Annotated in this window: 18 protein-coding genes; 11 read left to right on the top strand and 7 right to left on the bottom strand. The window is 52.4% G+C overall.

Translation table 11 applies throughout. The annotated features are described in order from the left end of the window. The first annotated feature begins 7 nt into the window (after nucleotides 1-7). Complete coding sequence (locus tag VB741_RS17125; RefSeq protein ID WP_323366404.1) at nucleotides 8-223, top strand: hypothetical protein; 216 nt, start codon at nucleotides 8-10, stop codon at nucleotides 221-223. Between the two features lie 124 nt (nucleotides 224-347). Further along, nucleotides 348-941: a recombination mediator RecR gene (gene recR / locus VB741_RS17130; protein WP_323366469.1), complete on the top strand. Its 594-nt coding sequence runs from the start codon at nucleotides 348-350 to the stop codon at nucleotides 939-941. A 110-nt stretch (nucleotides 942-1051) separates the two neighbouring features. Here recR and VB741_RS17135 read toward each other — a convergent pair whose 3' ends face one another. Continuing rightward, nucleotides 1052-1621 carry a response regulator gene (locus VB741_RS17135; protein WP_323366405.1) on the bottom strand — a complete coding sequence of 190 codons (570 nt, stop codon included), beginning with the start codon at nucleotides 1619-1621 and terminating at the stop codon, nucleotides 1052-1054. Between the two features lie 264 nt (nucleotides 1622-1885). On the opposite strand from VB741_RS17135, the gene lipA reads away from it, so the two are divergent. Continuing rightward, complete coding sequence (lipA, locus tag VB741_RS17140) at nucleotides 1886-2797, top strand: lipoyl synthase (RefSeq protein WP_323366406.1); 912 nt, start codon at nucleotides 1886-1888, stop codon at nucleotides 2795-2797. Between the two features lie 36 nt (nucleotides 2798-2833). Here the strand turns inward: lipA and VB741_RS17145 are convergent, their stop codons facing one another. Both VB741_RS17145 and VB741_RS17150 read right to left on the bottom strand, forming a co-directional pair. Beyond that, on the bottom strand, nucleotides 2834-3313 hold the full coding sequence (locus tag VB741_RS17145; protein WP_323366407.1) for a DUF3122 domain-containing protein: 480 nt from the start codon (nucleotides 3311-3313) through the stop codon (nucleotides 2834-2836). A 195-nt stretch (nucleotides 3314-3508) separates the two neighbouring features. After that, nucleotides 3509-5155, bottom strand: a complete 1647-nt coding sequence (locus VB741_RS17150; protein WP_323366408.1) for a tetratricopeptide repeat protein — start codon at nucleotides 5153-5155, stop codon at nucleotides 3509-3511. A gap of 104 nt (nucleotides 5156-5259) precedes the next feature. Between VB741_RS17150 and VB741_RS17155 the strand changes: the two genes are divergently transcribed. After that, nucleotides 5260-6573 (top strand): MATE family efflux transporter, encoded by a 1314-nt coding sequence (locus tag VB741_RS17155; protein WP_323366409.1) that lies wholly within the window; start codon nucleotides 5260-5262, stop codon nucleotides 6571-6573. Between the two features lie 112 nt (nucleotides 6574-6685). Here the strand turns inward: VB741_RS17155 and VB741_RS17160 are convergent, their stop codons facing one another. Then, on the bottom strand, nucleotides 6686-7183 hold the full coding sequence (locus VB741_RS17160) for a VOC family protein (protein ID WP_323366410.1): 498 nt from the start codon (nucleotides 7181-7183) through the stop codon (nucleotides 6686-6688). A gap of 155 nt (nucleotides 7184-7338) precedes the next feature. Between VB741_RS17160 and metH the strand changes: the two genes are divergently transcribed. Next, the gene (metH, locus tag VB741_RS17165) at nucleotides 7339-10977 is read left to right on the top strand and encodes a methionine synthase (RefSeq protein WP_323366411.1); all 3639 of its coding nucleotides are present in this window, start codon (nucleotides 7339-7341) and stop codon (nucleotides 10975-10977) included. Nucleotides 10978-11064: 87 nt separating this feature from the next. Here metH and VB741_RS17170 read toward each other — a convergent pair whose 3' ends face one another. Then, nucleotides 11065-11475, bottom strand: a complete 411-nt coding sequence (locus VB741_RS17170; protein ID WP_323366412.1) for a cytochrome c — start codon at nucleotides 11473-11475, stop codon at nucleotides 11065-11067. A gap of 317 nt (nucleotides 11476-11792) precedes the next feature. Here VB741_RS17170 and petG point away from each other — a divergent pair, with 317 nt between their 5' ends. Beyond that, nucleotides 11793-11906: a cytochrome b6-f complex subunit V gene (petG, locus tag VB741_RS17175; protein WP_323366413.1), complete on the top strand. Its 114-nt coding sequence runs from the start codon at nucleotides 11793-11795 to the stop codon at nucleotides 11904-11906. Nucleotides 11907-11984: 78 nt separating this feature from the next. Here the strand turns inward: petG and VB741_RS17180 are convergent, their stop codons facing one another. Both VB741_RS17180 and apcB read right to left on the bottom strand, forming a co-directional pair. Further along, the gene (locus VB741_RS17180) at nucleotides 11985-13235 is read right to left on the bottom strand and encodes an FGGY-family carbohydrate kinase (protein WP_323366414.1); all 1251 of its coding nucleotides are present in this window, start codon (nucleotides 13233-13235) and stop codon (nucleotides 11985-11987) included. Nucleotides 13236-13300: 65 nt separating this feature from the next. Beyond that, on the bottom strand, nucleotides 13301-13810 hold the full coding sequence (apcB, locus tag VB741_RS17185; protein ID WP_323366415.1) for an allophycocyanin subunit beta: 510 nt from the start codon (nucleotides 13808-13810) through the stop codon (nucleotides 13301-13303). Between the two features lie 166 nt (nucleotides 13811-13976). Here apcB and VB741_RS17190 point away from each other — a divergent pair, with 166 nt between their 5' ends. The 5 genes from VB741_RS17190 (at nucleotide 13977) to VB741_RS17210 (ending at nucleotide 17787) form a co-directional block, all read left to right on the top strand. Beyond that, nucleotides 13977-14108 carry a hypothetical protein gene (locus tag VB741_RS17190; RefSeq protein WP_323366416.1) on the top strand — a complete coding sequence of 44 codons (132 nt, stop codon included), beginning with the start codon at nucleotides 13977-13979 and terminating at the stop codon, nucleotides 14106-14108. Nucleotides 14109-14739: 631 nt separating this feature from the next. Continuing rightward, a complete protein-coding gene (gene glnA, locus VB741_RS17195; RefSeq protein WP_323366417.1) occupies nucleotides 14740-16161 on the top strand; it encodes a type I glutamate--ammonia ligase in 1422 nt (473 codons plus the stop codon). Nucleotides 16162-16420: 259 nt separating this feature from the next. Next, nucleotides 16421-16621 carry a hypothetical protein gene (locus VB741_RS17200; protein ID WP_323366418.1) on the top strand — a complete coding sequence of 67 codons (201 nt, stop codon included), beginning with the start codon at nucleotides 16421-16423 and terminating at the stop codon, nucleotides 16619-16621. A gap of 294 nt (nucleotides 16622-16915) precedes the next feature. Next, entirely contained in the window at nucleotides 16916-17608 is a 693-nt protein-coding gene (locus VB741_RS17205; RefSeq protein WP_323366419.1) for a GDSL-type esterase/lipase family protein, read from the top strand. A gap of 20 nt (nucleotides 17609-17628) precedes the next feature. Next, nucleotides 17629-17787, top strand: a complete 159-nt coding sequence (locus VB741_RS17210) for a hypothetical protein (protein WP_323366420.1) — start codon at nucleotides 17629-17631, stop codon at nucleotides 17785-17787. The last annotated feature ends 32 nt before the right edge of the window (nucleotides 17788-17819 follow it).

Genomic DNA, 17819 nt, shown 5'->3' on the forward strand with positions numbered 1-17819 from the left:
AGGACCTATGGCCCTAGAGCGTCGACTATCGCGGGCAATGTTTGAGGCCACTGAAATGGTAGAGCTGCGACAGATCTGCTTTACCCCAGGCCGGGTCTTTGAACCCGGAAAGTACATTACGGGGGATTTACCCGATGTCGCTTTCACCATGGGACTGGTGGAAAAGCTGCCTCCAGTGCGGGGCAACAGTGAAGACGTTGCTGATACAACGGAAGAAGAATAGTCCTGACTGCGTTAGGGAACCGGCCTGTTTGCCATGGTCGCTATGGTTGAAGCCACAGGCAAAACGCAGTCTGCTCATGCTCAGGAATCAGCGACGCTAAAGCCGATAAGAAGGAGTTGGGACTATCTTTACCCGTCCGTTAGCAAAATTAATTGAGGAGTTTCAGCGTTTGCCTGGTGTGGGCCCCAAAACCGCCCAACGTCTGGCGTTACACATACTCAAACGGCCTGAATCTGAGGTGCGTGCCCTGGCGCAGGCCTTAGTGGATGCCAAACAACAGGTGGGGCAATGCTCCATTTGTTTTCACCTGTCTGCTGATCCGGTATGTGATATTTGTCGCTCTACCCGACGGGATAATCAGACGATCTGTGTGGTGGCTGATTCACGGGATGTGATTGCCATTGAACGGACCCGAGAATATAAGGGGAAGTACCATGTGCTGGGAGGGTTGATTTCCCCCATGGATGGTATTGGCCCAGAGCAGCTGAATATTGGTCAGCTGGTGCATCGGGTCAACAAGGACGATATTTCTGAAGTCATTTTGGCCATTAGCCCCAGTATTGAAGGGGATACCACGACACTCTATGTCGGTCAGCTGGTTAAACCGTTTACCAAGGTAACGCGCATCGCCTTTGGTTTACCCATGGGCGGCGATCTGGAGTATGCAGACGAAGTTACCCTGGCCAGGGCATTAGAAGGCCGTCAGGCCTTGGGTTAGGTGGGTTAGTTTTTGCTCTTTTTGCGCGTCCGTGCTGCAGGGGCTGGGTGGATGGGTGGGCGGTCCCTGCCCTGGTACTTTTAGCCCGGCGAATTAACGCAGCTTTTGAATTAACGCAGCTTTTGTTTGATGAAGGCCAAAATCTTGGCGGTCTGATTTTTGAGCATGGCCACTTCTTTTTGTAGGGTGGCTACCTGCTGTTTGAGGGCTGCAATTTCTGCTGAGCTATCGCTGCTGGCGGGGGCTGGGGTGGCGACAGGGGCCGAGGCGACGGCGGCGGTGGTTGTTTGTGGCCGAACCTTGCGGGCCTTGACCATGGAGGCCTTAATGGCGTCGATCAGCTCTTTTTGCTCAAAGGGCTTTTGAATAAACTCAAAATACTCGAAGGGGCCTTGGATTTTTTCGGTGACTTCTTCCCGTCGCCCTGACATCAAGACAAGGGGGATTTTCTGTAGCTCTGGGGATGCTTGGATGGCTTGGAAAACTTCCCACCCACTCATGCGCGGCAGCAAAAAATCGAGCATGATGAGATTGGGTTTTTGGTTGCGGATAGCATCTAGTCCTTCAACGCCATCGGTCGCTTCTACTACCTCAAAGTTTCCTTGGGGCAACATATCCCGGACGCGCATTCTGATGACCCGGCTATCATCAATCACTAAAATTTTATGACTTGCTGCCACGACTAACTCCTAATAGATAGCTACAGTTTAGATAAAATCATGCTGCTGAACCTGGCCTAGGTCAGCAACGTTATAAAAATATGTCGCCCCGTCGATAACCATAGATAGGTCTGAAGCTAGGTCTGACCCTGACTAGTTTCTAAGAATCATACTAGGATCAATATTGATTAAGGTGATAGAACTCTTCTATAAAGACGCCATCCCATGTGATGCTCTTGTTAAGGCTGAGGATACCCAACCCACTGTAGAAAACCTGATTGCGTCATGGAAAGTTTATCTCAAATGCGTTCCGGTGGAGCTGATAGACCTGAGATTGTGCAGCTGCCGGAGTGGTTGAGACGGCCAATCGGGCGGGCGAGTGAGCTGTCGGCGGTGCAAAAAATTATTAAACAGCGCCAGATTCATACGATCTGTGAGGAGGGCCGCTGCCCGAATCGGGGTGAGTGCTACGCCCAGAAGACGGCCTCTTTTTTGCTCATGGGGCCTACTTGTACCCGTTCCTGTGCTTTTTGTCAGGTGGATAAGGGTCATGCTCCAATGCCCCTAGACCCGCAGGAACCGCAAAAGGTGGCGGAGTCGGTCCAACTCTTGGGGTTGCAGTATGTGGTACTGACGTCGGTGGCGCGGGATGATTTGCCGGATCAGGGGGCGGGGTGGTTTGTGGCGACGATGGTGGCTATTCGTGCGGTGAGTCCAACGACGCAAATTGAGCTGCTCACTCCTGATTTTTGGGGTGGACCTCAGGCGGAGCAGCAGCAGCGGCAACGCATAGCCATGGTGGTGACGGCGAAGCCCGCCTGTTTTAATCACAATGTGGAGACGGTGGAGCGGTTGCAAGACCCGGTGCGACGGGGGGCCAAATATCACCGTTCTTTAGATGTGCTGCGCTATGTGAAAGAGCTGGATGCAGCCATTCCTACGAAGTCGGGTCTGATGTTGGGTCATGGGGAAACGGAGGATGAACTGGTGAAGACGATGCAGGATCTGCGGGCTGTGGGGTGCGATCGCATCACCCTGGGACAGTACATGCGTCCATCCCTAGCCCACCTGCCTGTACAACGCTACTGGACCCCGGAGGAATTTGACCGTCTGGGAGATATTGCTCGCGATTTGGGGTTTTCCCAGGTGCGCTCAGGACCGTTGGTGCGGAGTTCGTACCACGCTGGCGAAGCATAGTCTAAGGGTGAGGTATAACCACCGGCACCGAATTCCCTAAAAATTCACCCCATCGACCGTTTGGGTTGCCAGTTCCCGCCATTCTTGAACGGCATAGGGAGGCACGACAATCTCGCTAGCCTTCTGTCTAGGACCTGTGCCCTGAAGCGGTACCTGAAGGGTTAGGGGAATGGCTTTTTCCAAGTCAGCCATGACATCAGTCATGTCGTACTGGTTGGTGTTGCTAGGGAGCGCCGGAGTGGGTGGGTCCAGTTTTGGTTTGGCCTGCCACCGTAGTGCCGTGCCCGTGGTGATGGTTAGGGGCTGTTGTGGGTCCACCGTGACCACCCCCGGAAATCCCACCAGCCGTAGATATAGACCGTCTAACCCGTCGGGCCGATAGCGTTTGAATAAAATGGCTTGCCAAGAGTGATCGTTGCGATCTCGGAAGCTTTGCTGCGATCGCAACGTGGTTTGTCCAGGACGTTCATGGTAGACATGGACGGAGGCCAAGGCCGGTGACGTTCCCAGGACCATGGTGAGCAACAAACAAGGCAGCAAAACCCAAACCCAACCCCTGATTAGCCGCCAAACCATACCTTTAAACCATCTCAATCCGCTCCCCTTAGGATAAAGCTTGCAGGATTGATAGTGCCGGATGGTTCCAGAAAATATCGCCAACCGAACCACCGGTTGGCGATATGGGTTGATATTGAGAGGGTTTAGATGGGCCTACAGTTTGCTCAGGGCATCCAACACAATGCGATAGCGAGCCGCCTCATTATTGGTCAGGTATAGGCTGCCTGCCTTCTCCAAATCTGATTCAGCTCCCCCAGCATTGCCCAAAAGCGCATTAGTCACGCCGCGATAGTAGAACACATCAGGGTCAAAAACGTTGGCCGCAATCACCGTTGACAAGTCAGCGTAGGCTTCCGGGTAGTTGCCTACCTCGTAATGTATGCGTCCCCGACTGGCATAGGCCGCCCAGTAGTTACCATCGAGATCGATGGCTGTGGTGTAGTCCCCCAGGGCACCAAGCTTGTCCCCCAGATTCGCAAAGGCATCCCCCCTAGCCTTATGGGCTGGAGCATGGTCAGGCTTTAGGGAAATGGCAGCGGTAAAGTCCGCCAGAGCGGCCTGCTGATCGTTGGTGATCAAGTAGGCTTGGCCGCGACCGTAGTAAGCTTCAGGGGTATCGGGGCTGAGCTCTAATGCTTGGCTAAAGTTGCTGATGGCCGCGTTTGTGTTACCCACTGAGGTATAGACCTGACCCCGGATTAAATAGGCGTTAGCGTAGCTAGGATTGAGGCTTAAGACCGTGTTCAGGGAATCTAGGGCGGCCTGAGGACGCTCCTGGGCGATGAGTACAAAGCTGCGGTTGTAATGGGCTTCCAAGTTAGTCTCATCTAAGGCAATGGCCCGATCAAAATCGACTAGGGCGGCTCCCATGGCCCCTAACTGATAGTGGGCTACTCCCCGATTGAGAAAGGCTTCGGCATAATCTTCCTTGAGGGTGATGGCCTGGGTGAAATCGTCCACGGACTGTTCTGGGTTGTCTAAGGCTTTGAAAATTAAGCCCCGGTGTAGATAGGCAGAAGGATTACTGGGCTCCAGACGCACAGCATCATTTAGATATTCCAGCGCGGTTTGGTAGTTTCCCTGCTCAGAGTCCAGTAAGCCTCGATAGATATAGGCTGTGGCCGAATTAGGATCCGTGGCGATGGTGCGATCAAAATCCTCTAGGGCACGCTCCTTGTTTTGGAGATCGTAGTAAAGGATGCCTCGGTTAAGATAGGCGGCACTGTAGTTAGGATCCAGGACGATAGCCTGGTTATAGCTGTTCAAAGCGGCCGATGAATCTTCCAATCTGGCGAAGGCTGCTCCCCGAAATAGGTAGGCCGGGGCATAATCGGGGTTAATGGCAAGGGCCGCGTTAAATTCCGTCACAGCTGCTTCGTTGTTGCCGGCCCGGTATTGTTCTAGGCCAGCGTTAAATCGATCGATGTGGGCGGGTGTCTCGGTGACTTCTGGGGAGGGGACGGTGGGCTCCTCTGCCGTCGGTTCTTCTTCCAACGGTGCCTCTACCGATGGGGCCTCTACCGATGGGGCCTCTACCGATGGCTCTTCGGCTGCTGGTTCGTCTTCAAGTAGGTTCTCTTCCTGCAGAATGTCTTCGGGTAAAACCGGTTCAATGAAGGTGGGTTGGGCTGTGGGTGGGACTTCAGGGATGGCATCGGCTTCCGGTTCTAGGAAAATAACACCCTCACCAAAATCTTCGGCGGTGGTGGTGCCGAGCACTTGGGCCATGCTAGAGGCGGCAGTGCTACCTAGAAAAGCTACTGTACTGACCAGTATCAGAGCATATTGGTTGGTTTTCATTCCTTAGTTCCCCGTATCTTTGAAAATGCATTACCCCAAGTTACCCAGAGTCACACTTAGAGTTGCTATTAATTCAATTACTGTTGATATAAGTGGGGTATGGGGTGGCTGAATCAGTTTGGTTACGGGGATTTGGGCGGCTTGCGATCGCAAATATCATCTCCAACCTGATGGTCCCCCTCGCCGGTCTGATCGACACCGCATTTTTGGGGCACCTGGCCGATATTCGCCACCTAGCCGGTGTTGCCCTGGCGACGGTGCTGTTTAACGGGATTTATTGGAGCTTTGGCTTTTTGCGCATGGGCACCACGGGGCTGATGGCCCAAGCAGCCGGTCGTGGCGATCAGCCTGAGCAGTGGCGGGTGGGATTGCGGGGGCTAATGATCGCCCTAGGGTTGGGGCTGGTGATTTTGCTAGGGCAACTACCGCTGCGCCAGGTGGGGTTTGCCATTCTCCGGGCCGATGCCGATGTGCTAGAGGCGGGGGTGGCTTTTTACCAAGGGCGGATCTGGGATGCCCCAGCAGTGCTGATGAACTATGTCATCCTGGGTTGGTTTTTGGGGTTGGGCCGGAGCCGCCAGGTATTGGTCCTGGCGGTGGTGGGCAATGGCACCAATATTCTGCTCGACTATGGGATGATTGTGCGCCTGGGTTGGGAGAGCTATGGGGCCGGGTTGGCCACCGCCCTGAGCCAGTACGTCATGCTCTTGGTGGGGGCGCTGCTGTTGGCGCGATCGGTGCCTTGGGAACAGGTTGGGCAACAGTGGCGCACGGTATGGAATCGTCGCGCCATCGGCGATTTGTTTCGGCTCAACCGGGACATTATGGTGCGCACCTGGGCCTTACTGGTGAGCTTTGGCGCATTTACCAACCTGAGTGGGGGCATGGGTACCGAAACCCTGGCGGTGAATACGTTGTTAATCCAGGCCCTGATGCTGGTGAGCTATTTTTTAGATGGCATCGCCTTTGCCACTGAAACCTATGCGGGGCAGTGTCATGGCCAAGGTCACCGCCATCGCCTGCGTACCCTACTGACGGTGGGCGGTGTTATCAGTGTGGGTCTGGGTCTGGCTTGTGCGATCGCATTCATCACCTTCCCCCAACCCCTCTTTGGCCTCCTCACCGATCATGCCGCCATCCTCAGCCAGATCGACCGCTATGTTCTATGGCTCCTGCCCGTCTTTGGCTTTGGGGCCATGGCCTTTATGTTAGATGGTTACTTCCTCGGCCTCACCTTGGGCAGCACCCTGCGGAACTCCACCCTATTGGCTACCCTCATCGGCTTCATTCCCTTAGCCAGTGTCGCCTATGCCCACCAAAGCCCCCACCTGCTGTGGTTAGCCATGACCTGCTTTATGGCCATCCGAGCCCTGAGCCTAGTTTTGGCAGTCCCCTCTAGTTTGCAGTCCAGCTCATGAATCTCGCGACAATGACGTTTAAGACAGCGAATTGAAAGACACCGCGCAGCTAACTGACGACCAGGCCCAAAAACTCACCACAATCTCAACTGATATCCTGATGTCCTCAGGCCTAGCCAGGGTCGCACCGAATCTCCACTAAAAATCCGTCCGGGTCATAGAAGTAAATCCCCCGCCCGGTGGGGCGACTGACGGGACCATGGTCGATATTGACCTGATGCCGTTGCAGAACTTCTACCGCCTGATCAAATAGGGCCGGAGCAATATCAAAAGCGAGATGATTGGCCCGAGTGAATTGCCGGGTAGGGTCCGGATGGGGAGGCTCCAAGTCGGGTTCCCCAAACAGATCCAGGATGGTGCCATCGGGTAAACGAAAGTTAGTGACTTTACCCTCTGCCACTAGTTTGACGAGGGTTTCGGGTATTTCATCCCCTGTGAGTTCATGGAGGCCCAAGATCGTGCCGTAAAAGCGGCAGGAAGCGGCCATGTCTTTTACATTCAGAGCAATGTGATGCACCCCCAGCAGGGTGTTGGGAGGGAGTCCTGCGACAGTCTCCTGCGGCGCAGTCCCCTGCAGGTTAGTCGCCTGAAGATCAATAGATAAGGGCATAGCGAGATAGGGTGATGACAATACCTACGGTATCTAATCTCGATCTAATCTATCAATGGGAGGCATGGAACTAACCCGCCATTTGCCAATCAATGGATTAATAAGGTTGATAATAATAGCTATAGTCACCGTCTTTTTGAGCCACTTATCTTTCTATGCGTAGTACTTTTCTGGAACGTCTACACAGCCCTGAACGGCCCGTGATTGTTTTTGATGGGGCCATGGGCACCAATCTTCAGGTGCAAGAGCTAACGGCTGAAGACTTTGGTGGCTTGGAGTATGAGGGTTGTAATGAGTATTTGGTGGTGACGAAACCAGAGGCGGTGGCGAAAGTCCATCGTGATTTCCTGGCGGCGGGAGCCGATGTGATTGAGACGGATACCTTTGGCGGCAGCACCTTTGTCTTGGCGGAATATGGTCTGCAGGACCAAGCCTATGCCATGAATAAGCTGGCGGCGGAACTGGCCAAGGGCTGTACGACAGAGTTCTCCACCCCTGAAAAACCTAGATTTGTTGCGGGCTCCATTGGGCCGGGGACTAAACTGCCCACGTTGGGGCACATCACCTACGATGAGCTGCTGTATGCCTTTCAGGTGCAGGCAGAAGGGCTGTATGACGGTGGGGTGGATCTGTTCATTGTGGAAACTTGCCAGGATGTGTTGCAAATTAAGGCGGCGCTGAATGCCATTGAGGCGGTATTTGAGCAGAAAGGAGCGCGCCTGCCGCTGATGGTGTCGGTGACCATGGAGACCACGGGCACCATGCTTGTGGGGTCAGATATTACGGCGGTGGTGAGTATTCTGGAACCTTACCCCATCGATATTCTGGGCCTTAACTGCGCTACTGGCCCTGACCTGATGACAGAGCATGTGAAGTATCTGTCGGAAACATCGCCCTTTGTGGTGTCCTGTGTGCCCAATGCCGGTCTGCCGGAGAATATTGGTGGCCATGCCCATTACAAGCTGACGCCGATGGAGTTGCGCATAGCCTTGCATCGGTTTGTGGAAGACCTAGGGGTGCAGGTGATCGGCGGGTGCTGTGGTACTAGGCCTGAGCATATTGCGGCACTGGCGGAGATTGCCCAGGAGCTGGCTCCAAAGCAACGAAAGGTGCGGAAATCGCCCTTAGCTGCCCTGGGTGAAGCAGATCCGTATCCAACCGTCCGGCCAGCGTTGAACTATCTGCCTGCGGCGGCTTCGATCTATGGGGCGCAGCCCTATGAACAGGACAATTCATTCTTGATCGTTGGGGAGCGGTTGAATGCCAGTGGGTCGCGCAAGGTGCGAGAGCTGCTGAATCAGGATGATTGGGATGGGTTGATTGCGATCGCAAAAAGCCAAGTCAAAGAAGGAGCCCATATCCTCGACGTTAACGTTGACTACGTCGGTCGCAACGGCGAAGCAGACATGCACGAAATCGTGTCGCGTCTGGTCACCAATGTCACCCTGCCCCTGATGCTGGACTCCACCGAATGGACCAAAATGGAAGCCGGTCTCAAGGTGGCAGGTGGCAAATGCATCCTCAACTCCACCAACTACGAAGACGGTGACGAGAGATTTTTCAAAGTCCTAGAATTAGCCAAAACCTACGGAGCAGGCATTGTTGTCGGCTGCATTGACGAAGACGGCATGGCTCGCACTGCCGAGCAAAAATTCAAAATTGCCCAGCGCGCCTATAACGACGCCTTAGCCTACGGTTTGCCTGCCCACGAATTATTCTTTGATACCCTGGCCCTGCCCATTTCCACCGGCATTGAAGAAGACCGGGAGAACGCTAAAGCTACCATTGAAGCGATTAAAACTATTAAACAGAATTTGCCCGGAGTCCACTTTATGCTGGGGGTGTCCAATGTCTCCTTTGGCCTCAATCCAGCGGCACGGATTACTCTCAACTCCATGTTTTTGCACGAGGCCATGCAGGTGGGCATGGATGGGGCCATTGTCTCCGCCGCCAAAATTTTGCCCCTCATCAAAATTGAGCCAGACCATCAAAAAATTTGCAAAGACCTGATTTATGACAACCGCGGATTTGATGGTGACATTTGCACCTACGATCCGCTAGGTAAACTCACCACCCTATTTGAAGGGGTCACCACAAAGGATGCCCGGTCGTCCGCCTCATTAGCCGACTTACCCATTGAAGAACGCCTGAAGCAGCACATCATCGACGGAGAACGCATTGGCCTAGATGTGGCCTTGCAAGTTGCCCTCGATACCCCCTACGATCCGCTGCAAATTATCAATACCTTTCTGCTCGATGGCATGAAAGTTGTGGGGGAACTGTTTGGCTCTGGTCAAATGCAGCTGCCCTTTGTGCTCCAGTCGGCCCAGACCATGAAAGCGGCGGTGGCGTTTCTAGAACCGCTGATGGAAAAAGAAGAGGGCGATGACTCTGGCAAGGGTAAGTTTCTGATTGCCACCGTCAAGGGGGATGTCCATGACATTGGCAAAAACCTGGTCGACATCATTCTGACCAACAATGGCTACAAAGTGATTAACCTCGGCATTAAACAAACCGTCGATGCCATTGTGGCGGCCTATGAGGAGCACCAGCCCGACTGTATTGCCATGAGCGGTCTGCTGGTAAAATCCACCGCCTTCATGAAAGATAACCTGAGCACCTTTAATGACAAAGGCATTTCTGTGCCGGTGATTTTAGGCGGGGCGGCATTGACGCCCAAGTTTGTCTACGGTGATTGCCAGGATGTCTATAACGGCCAAGTGATTTACGGCAAAGATGCCTTTGCTGACCTGACCTTTATGGATCGCCTGATGCCTGCCAAAAAAGCAGACAGTTGGCAAGATGACGCAGGCTTTCTGGGCGACTACGCCCAATACAACCAAAAGGGACGTCAGGCCATTGACCGGGCTGAAGCGGAACTCAATGGCGGGGTTAAAAAAGAGCAGAACAAAGCGCCTAAGGTGATTGACCTGAAGCGGTCTGAAGCGGTGGATATCGATATTCCGCGCCCCACCCCCCCATTCTGGGGCACCCAAATCCTCAATCCCGAGGACTTTGATCTGGAGGAACTGTACTGGCATCTGGATCGGCAGGCCCTATTTGTGGGTCAGTGGCAGTTCCGTAAACCCAAGGACCAAACCCGTGAAGCATACGATGGGTTTCTAGCGGAGACGGTTCATCCCATTCTGGCCCATTGGCAGAAGAAGGTGCAGGATGAAAATTTACTGCATCCCCAGCTGATATATGGCTACTTCCCGTGCACTGCGGAGGGAAATTCTGTCCATGTATACGATCCATCGGTGATAGATCAGGGCCTTAAACCAGATGGAGCAGAACCTCTATTTACCTGGGAGTTTCCCCGTCAGAAATCCCTCCGTCGTCTATGTATTGCTGACTTTTTCTTGCCCAAGGAGCGCAATCAATTCGATGTCTTTCCCATGCAGGCGGTTACTGTGGGAGAAATTTCTGCAAACTATGCCCGTCAGCTCTTTGCCGAAGATAAATACACCGAATATCTCTACTTCCATGGGTTAGCGGTACAGGTGGCTGAGGCCATGGCGGAATGGTGCCATGCTCGCATCCGTAGAGAACTGGGGTACGGCGACCAAGAGCCCGACAACATTCGCGATATGTTGGCCCAGCGCTATCAGGGGAGTCGCTATAGCTTTGGTTACCCAGCCTGCCCCAATGTGGCGGACCAAGCTCAGCAGCTCGATATTTTAGGGGTGAGCCGCATTGGCATGTCCATGGATGAAAGCGAGCAGCTCTATCCCGAAGAGTCCACCACGGCAATTATTACCTATCATCCGGTGGCTAAATACTTTAGCGCTTAGCATCCATGACTAACTAACCATGCCCTCGTGCTTATGACTAAGCCCCATAGGTACGACGGCATGTGACTTGCTGGTAGATATTAGTGTCTATAGATTTTCCAAAAATACTAAAAGGTCAGCCATATCCTGGGTATTGGGCTGAAACTGAGGCATCGGTGGCGTTTTGCCGCTAATCACTTGCTTAATCAGGGCGACCTGGGACTTACGCTCTGACACATGCTGTAAATCGGGACCCACTTCGCCGATCCCATTAAGGCCATGGCAAGTGGCGCAGTTTTGCCAGAATAGCTGCTGTCCCCGTTCAAGATTGCCCGTGGAAGCTAAAACATCGTGTACGTAGGGATCGGAAACTTCCACCTTATGAATCCCCCACACCACCAGAACGATGCACAGCACAATAGTGAGCACAGCTAAGACAACCTGAAGGGCCAGACGGTTGTCTTGATTATCTAGAGCTGATTCGGTGGGAGACGGTCTATCGATTGTGTTTTGAGTCACAGGTAGAACGTAACACTTTTTAATTACGCATATAATAATTAGTTTAAAGTTTTCTTAGGATACAGTGCAAGCGGTTTCTGCCTGAAAATGTCTATGAAATCTATAGTTTTTATTAAGGTAGGGCTATTTTGTCCCTGATTCTTTCTTGCAATCGGTGTGATTGTCCATGCCCAGGGTGAAATCTGCTGCTTCTCCCACGGGACAACTAGGCCAGAACACTAGGCTCAATGAAAGTAATGGCTTACTATAAAGGAAGACGAAGTAATGTGTAGCTGGCATTATTTCTATCAGCTTTGAAGTCATTGAGGAAACACGGCGTGATTGAACCTTTGCTGTCAGGGATTGTTTTAGGCCTCATTCCCATAACGTTGGCCGGTTTGTTTGTAGCTGCCTATATGCAGTATCGCCGTGGCGATCAGCTCAACTTCTAGAATTTAAGTAGAGTTTGAGTAGAGTTTGAGCGATAACAATTTTTATGTGGCCAGCGCTTCTTTAGAAGCGCTGTTTTTTTATGGGTTCAGGGGGACTAAGCCAGCCGCTAGGCGAGCGGTGCCGTAGGCCGCTTCGGTGTGCAGAGACGGGACTAACGGAATGCCTAGGGCTTGGGCTCGCAACTGTTGCCAAACAGGGTTTTGGGCCCCGCCACCTGCGGTATAGACCCGATGGACGGCCCCACCCCCCAGGGTGGTGAGTTTTTCATATCCTAAGGCTTCGATCCGGGCCATGCTTTCTAACAACCCATGGAGAAACCGTATGGGGTCCGATGGCTGTGGTGTCAGCCGAGGGGCTAGGGTTGGATCGTTAATGGGAAAGCGTTCCCCAGGGGTGAGCAGGGGATAGTAATCCAGACCGCTGGGCTTTAGTGGGGTGGGAATTTGCTGGCTCAGGGTGCGCAATTCTGCCGGATTAAAGTAATGGCTCAGCACTGCCCCCCCTGTGTTAGAGGCACCGCCCACTAACCACTGCTGGCCCAGGCGGTGGCTGTAGATGCCGCTGTTATTGTCGCTAATGGCAACGGGGCTCAGGAGTTTGAGCACCAGGGTGGAGCCGAGGGACGTAACGGCGTCCCCTGGGAGACTGGCACCGCTGGCTAAAAAAGCTCCAATACTGTCCGTGGTGCCGGCTTTGATCACGCAGGTTGGGGGTAGCCCAAACCGTTGGGCTACCTCGGGCTGGATGGGGCCAATGTCAGTGCCAGGGGCGAGAACCTGGGGCAGCCAGGGCCTGATTTCTAAGGCCGTTAGCCAGCTAGGGTAGCGGAGGATCTGGGGATCGTAACCCAGCTTCAGGGCATTGTTGTAGTCGCTAATGCCCAGTTTCCCGTGGAGAAGGCTACTGAGCCAGTCTGCTTGGTGGACTAAGTAATGGGCTTGCTCCAAGGTTTGCTGGGACAAGTTGTGGAGCCACCATAGGGCTTTGGCCAGGCTAGAGGTGGCGGTGTAGGCTGGACTGATGGGCGGTGCCGCCGAGGGGATGCCGCCCCGGGAGTCATTGTAGAGCAGCGGCTGGGTGAGGGATGTGTGGTTGCGATCGCACAGTAAAACCGTCCCTGATGTACCATCGATGGCCATGGCCCCTACCCGTTGGCAAACCACCCTTGGCAGCTGATCGAGTAGTGCCCACAGGGTGTGACGCCACGCCTCCGCCTCCGGCTGGGATGGATATGGACAACGGGTTTCCGCCACCACCTGACCAGTGGCATCAATGGCAATCGCCCTGGCCCCCGAGGTACCAAAGTCAATTCCTACATAATTCATCATGAGGCATAAAAAATGAGGCACCCAGACGAGTACCTCACTGCAAAACTTTTAATCTCACCTGTGGCTTAAACGCTCACTTCGCCTAGCTCACGGGTGAGATGATCAAAGGGCGCATCCACAAATGAAGTGTTCTCAATCCCTTGAGCCGCCAGCTGCTCTTTAAGCACATCCTTCATAATTTGGATAGCAATCACCGTGGGTCCCACAGGCACTTCCAACGAATTGTAGGTTTCCCTTAGACCATTGAGCACCCGCTCTGTCAATACATCACAATTGCCTGCCACCAGTGCATAGCTGCTATAGCGCAAGTAGTAATCCAAATCCCGCAGACAAGCGGCATAACGCCTAGTGGTATAGGAGTTACCCCCTGGACGAAGTAACTCAGGTACCCGCTCATACAATGCAGCACCTGTAGCCTTTACCAGGCTCGCAGCATTAGCGCTGATATAGGCAGCGGCCTTCACTCGATCGGCGCCACTGCCAAAGTAAGCCTTTAAAGAATCAATGGCGTCGCGATCGAGGTAACGACCGGTGATGTCATAGGTGCTAATTAAACCTGTCACCGTATCCCGCATGAAATCTTTCTCCCAGTGCGATTAATGTGCGACTCAAAAAAACAAATAGGAACTTATGACCAAGCTAGGAGGAAAGTTCTCATTCTAAAGACGCGCCAAACAGGGCATGTCACCAATATGAGAACCAGCTCAAGAGCGTTCCGATTGCTTGCCTAGGCACCTTTTCATGTGTTTTGTCGCTGCCTTAGAAATCCTGGAATCCATTCAGCGACAACGATTACAACAATGGGATGCCAAAACCAAGTTTACCATGGTGGACTTGTCAGCAGTCGATCCAGGCGAGGGAGAAACAAATTAGACCCCTTATTTTTTACAATTAGCAATCTTTCGTAATGTTTTGACTGGAGCCGAGACGAGCACCCAAGGCGTCTAAATAGGTGGGAACACAGTAACGTGGACCAGGGTTTAAGTTTCCAGAGAAACTGAATTTAGTATTCCTTGATACAAAATATCGGGATTACTGTTTCTAGGATGATCCAAGCCTAGTAGTCAGAGTAAATGCCTATAGTTGCTCAACCACAGGTGATCGGTTCAGGGGCGTCATAAACCTTTGGTGTATAGCCGCCATTAAAGGTTTTATAGGGTTTGCTGGGAATGGGTGATCTTTGCTCGATTCATGGGCCCATGGTCCAAGCTAAATGGTCTAAGTCCAACGGATATGCCTACGACTCCTGCGGAATCTAGAAAATTCCTAACAGGTTCATATTTTGAGCCCCACCCATTGTTTAATGTCTTGGCCGTTATTAAGATGTGGCCTATTTTGACGACAAAGCCCACATTCCCTTGATTTTTGCTGGGTGCTGCGGATCTTTGGTTTAAATCAGTTTGAGGATGGTGCCCAGGGCCAATATCCTCGACCAATCCATGATTTTAGTTAGCCACAGCATTTTTTAAGACGGCTTTAGTGAATGCATAAAAAGGAGTAATCCATGGCTCAAACTGCTGCAGAAGTTTTGCAGATGATCAATGATCAAGACATTAAAATGATTGATCTGAAGTTCATCGACTTGCCAGGCATTTGGCAACACCTTACGTTACATCGCAGCCAAATCGATGAAAGTAGCTTCACTGAAGGTGTGGCCTTTGATGGCTCTAGTATCCGTGGATGGAAGGCAATCAACGAGTCAGACATGTCCATGGTGCCCGATCCTAAAACTGCATGGATCGACCCATTCATGAAAGAACCTACCCTCAGTATGGTGTGCTCCATTAAGGAGCCTCGTACGGGTGAATGGTATGACCGATGTCCTCGTGTCATTGCTAGCAAAGCCTTAGATTACTTGAATGCCACGGGTATCGGTGACACCGCTTACTTCGGCCCCGAGGCTGAGTTTTTCATTTTTGACGATGTCCGCTACGACACCAATTCTCACTCTAGCTACTACTACGTAGACTCTGTGGAAGGTCGTTGGAATACAGGGCGTGAAGAGGAAGGTGGCAACCTGGGCTATAAGCCTGCTTTCAAGGGAGGGTATTTCCCTGTATCCCCCACGGATACTTCCCAGGATATGCGGACTGAAATGTTGCTCACCATGGCAGACTGCGGTGTGCCTATTGAGAAGCATCACCACGAGGTGGCAACCGGTGGCCAGTGCGAGTTGGGTTTCCGCTTTGGCGAAATGATCGAAGCAGCTGACTGGTTGATGACCTACAAGTATTGCATTAAGAACGTTGCCAAGAAGTATGGCAAGACCGTTACTTTCATGCCCAAGCCTCTGTTTGAGGACAATGGTTCTGGCATGCACACCCACCAGTCCCTGTGGAAAAACGGTCAGCCCCTGATGGCGGGTGATAGATATGCGGGCTTAAGTGAGCTGGCCACCCACTACATTGGTGGTATTCTCAAACACGCCCCTGCCCTGCTGGCGTTTACGAACCCCAGTACTAACTCCTATAAGCGCTTGGTCCCTGGTTTTGAAGCGCCGGTGAACCTGGTGTACTCGAACGGTAATCGTTCTGCCGCCGTGCGGATTCCCCTATCCGGGGATAATCCTAAGGCGAAGCGTTTAGAGTTCCGCTGTCCCGATCCTACGGCAAATCCTTATCTCGCCTTTGCTGCCATGCTATGCGCGGGTATAGATGGGATCAAGAATAAGATTGAGCCCCCGGCACCGATTGATCAGGATATTTATGAGCTGAGTCCTGAGGAGCTGGCTAAGATTGCGTCTACACCGGGGTCCCTAAAGGAAGCCCTATCAGCCCTAGAGAGCGATCATGAGTTTCTGACCGTAGGCGGTGTCTTTAATGAGGACTTTATCCAAAACTGGATTTCCTACAAGCTAGATACGGAAGTTATCCCGATGGATATTCGCCCCCATCCTTATGAGTTGGCTCTGTACTACGATTGCTAATTTGTAACTCACCGTTGATTTAATCGGCTCCTTTGGCCAGACGCCAGTCTTAGGACTGGCGTTTTTTATGGTTGAGACTTGGCTCATGGGCGATTTGTGACCATGGGAGCCAAACGAGATAGACCCTAAAGGGGGATTCATAAAACTAAAGATCAAAAAAGTATCAAAATATACAGAATTTTCGACTATAATCAGAACCGTAAGCATGGATAACACTGTCACCATGCTGTTGATTTACTGTTTTAGGAGGACCTTTGGTATGTCTATTCAAGAATCTGCTAGGCTTCAAGTCGTTAGCAATCGCTTGGCTGTGACCAACCGTCAACGGTCTCTGCTGGGCCGGGCTGCCGCCGACGTGGGGATGTCGATGGATGTCATGGGCGCCGGTAGCCGTATTCAAGGCAAGCCTAGATACGATGCTCAGCAGGCCTATGGTCGTAGCCATGTTGCTATGAGTTAAACTCTTAGCCCACTAGGTATTAGCCTGATCTAAGACCTGAATCATGGGTTAGGGACGAAATAACCATTTAATTCTGAAGAATGCTCAACCCAGGGTGCGATCGCACCCTGGGTTTTAACTTATGGGTTTGGTTATGGGTGGACTTAATAAAACAAAAAAATAGTAAAACTGACGGTAAAGATTTGAAAAGAAGCCGTACAAAATGTTAATTTGCAGGGAGCCAGACTTGCAGCCCTAGTCATTAGACCTAGAGGCAATAGTCCGTTATTCCGCCCGTTAGGTTTTAAGTTTTATATGGCTGCCCTTATAGCTCGTCCCGCCGTTAGCGGTCAGTATCAAACAACCCATCCCAAAAAGGTAGTGATGGTGGGGGATAGTCTGATTTATGGCTATGGTGACACCGAAGGCGGAGGCTGGGTTGAGCGTTTGCGCCGTCAGTGGATGGACCCAGCGCAGCCAGGGCCAATTATTTACAATCTCGGGGTACGGGGGGATGGCGTCCAGCAAGTATCCGCCAGGCTCGAAGACGAATTTAAGCTGCGGGGCGAACTGCGCCGTCGAGTGCCCGATATTTTGGTGCTGTCCGTCGGGTTAAATGACTGTGCGCGTTTGGGGCGCTCCACCGGCCGACCCATGACCGATGAGGCCACTTTCACTCGTGAGTTAGATCGCTTGCTCGATCAGGCCGTGCAGCTTTGTCCCACATTTTTTGTTGGCATGGTGCCTGTCAATGAAGCTCAGATGCCCTATGCCGATGTGCTGCACTTTTCCCGTGGCGATCAGGCCCGATACAATCAAATTATTCGCCACGCCTGTGACCACCGGCAGATTGCCTATCTAGATCTATATCAGCGGTGGCGCTCCCAGGGGGACGATTGGTGTAATGAACGGCTCTGTGGAGATGGACTGCATCCAAATGTCTTGGGGTATCGTACCCTGATGACCGAGGTGTCCTCATGGTCGCCGTTAATGCAGGCATTAAGCTAGGTCAGCAGGGGTAGCGCATCTTGGCTGAGGATTCGGTTGTGCTGCGGCTTTATTGGGCCGGTTTTGCGGCTAGTAGCACCCAAAAACCGGCTAACGCGATTGCCAGGGGTAAGGTAACCAACATCTTGGAGATAATTGAACCCAATGGAGCAGAGCTGTCTGAGTCAGAGGGGGGATGAGCAATCATAGGCTGGCAAAAAAAGTCGTGATG

The sequence above is a fragment of the Leptothoe sp. PORK10 BA2 genome, from assembly GCF_034932105.1.
In the GTDB taxonomy this organism is placed as follows: domain Bacteria; phylum Cyanobacteriota; class Cyanobacteriia; order Phormidesmidales; family Phormidesmidaceae; genus Leptothoe.